Source organism: Cellulomonas sp., assembly GCF_017744555.1.
GTDB lineage: Bacteria > Actinomycetota > Actinomycetes > Actinomycetales > Cellulomonadaceae > Cellulomonas.
The window spans coordinates 1-1263 of the sequence record NZ_JAGIBD010000103.1 but is presented as its reverse complement, the minus strand read 5'-3'; the positions used below and the strand labels follow the sequence as shown (position 1 = coordinate 1263).

Genomic DNA, 1263 nt, shown 5'->3' with positions numbered 1-1263 from the left:
GTGAGGAACGGGAACCCGACGAGGAACAGCACCCACACCGCCTTCCACCATCCGCTGAGCCCCCGGTCACGGAACAGGTCCGTGAGGATCTGCCACAGGATCAGCAGGTACGCGAAGAACAGGAACCAGAACAGCAGCACCAGGACCCAGTCCCAGAGCGAGTCGACGACGTCCACACCAGCCCCCCCAGGTGACCACCCACGCCGACGTGGGCTCGTGCTCCGAAATCTAGGACGGCGCGCCCCGCCCGCCACGCGTGCTCCAGTCGACCTCTCACGACGCGACCCCCGCACCGGCGGGGCCGGTACGGGGGTCGCGGTGAGTCGTGCGGCGGCCGGTCAGGCCGCGAGCTCGTCCCGCTGCAGCGGGATGGTCGACACCGTGGCCTGGAGGCGGGCCGCGATGGCGGCCCAGCGGGCGACGGGAAGGGTGCGAGCCTCGTGCGGCTCTGCGGCGGATCCGCGCTGGTCCATGGGAGGAACCTCTCGTTCGGTAGCCCGGCTGACCGCGTGGGTCCCGTGGCTTTGCGTCCCCTCCTCGCGGAGGGTTTGCCGTTTCGCTGACAAGTCCGACATTAGACCGCTCACACGCTCGAGCGGTAGTGATCCCAGTCACGCGTCCAGGAGAACGCCCGATTTCACCCGCGCGGCCGGTATCCCGCCGTGCCGAGGGCCCGGCGCGGGGCCCGGCCGGGGGACCTGGACGGCCGTCCGGGTGACGTCCCGACCGACAGCGTCGCCCGTCGCGCCGACACTCCCACGGCCGTCGCAGCCCCCGGTGCGACCGGACGCACGACGCCCCCGCGCACCGCAGCGGTGCACGGGGGCGTCCCGAACGGGAGCGGCGCGGGACGACCGCGCCGCGCGTGGGTCAGCGGAAGGCGTCCTTGACGTCGTCGCCGGCCTGCTTGATGTTCGCCGAGGTCTGCTGACCCTTGCCCTCGGCCTCGAGACGCTCGTCGTCCGTCAGCTTGCCCCAGGCCTCCTTGGCCTTGCCCGAGGCCTCCTCGGCAGCGTGCTTGATCTTGTCGTCGGCACCCATCGCGGTCTCCCTTCGTCGGTACGACGTCGACGCTAAGCGCCGTCGGGCGACCCCGCATCCGCAGCGTCGCCGGACCCCGCGGCCTCGTCCCGCAGCCGCGGCTCGGTGCGCCGACCCGGCGCGAACCCGGCCTTGTCGGCGTAGAACGCGCGGATGACGTCCATGTCCGCCCGCACGTCACCCGTGAGCTCGAGCGTCGGCCCGAGCCCCGTGGTCATGGTC

At 72.4% G+C, this 1263-nt stretch carries 2 protein-coding genes, 1 pseudogene and 1 riboswitch; all 3 genes and pseudogenes read right to left on the bottom strand.

The genetic code is table 11. The annotated features are described in order from the left end of the window. Positions 1-338 precede the first annotated feature (338 nt). Entirely contained in the window at positions 339-473 is a 135-nt protein-coding gene (locus J7523_RS20380; protein ID WP_255430559.1) for a hypothetical protein, read from the bottom strand. Positions 474-488: 15 nt separating this feature from the next. Then, a riboswitch (cyclic di-GMP riboswitch) is annotated at positions 489-563 on the bottom strand. Positions 564-870: 307 nt separating this feature from the next. Continuing rightward, positions 871-1041, bottom strand: a complete 171-nt coding sequence (locus J7523_RS20375; protein ID WP_046529574.1) for a CsbD family protein — start codon at positions 1039-1041, stop codon at positions 871-873. Between the two features lie 32 nt (positions 1042-1073). Then, positions 1074-1263 (bottom strand): annotated as a pseudogene (locus tag J7523_RS20370) (acyl-phosphate glycerol 3-phosphate acyltransferase); the annotation flags it as partial.

What these genes read in the sequence shown, in the direction of transcription:
- J7523_RS20380 (WP_255430559.1), bottom strand. Translation starts at nt 473, where the DNA reads ATGGACCAGCGCGGATCCGCCGCAGAGCCGCACGAGGCTCGCACCCTT.
- J7523_RS20375 (WP_046529574.1), bottom strand. Translation starts at nt 1,041, where the DNA reads ATGGGTGCCGACGACAAGATCAAGCACGCTGCCGAGGAGGCCTCGGGC.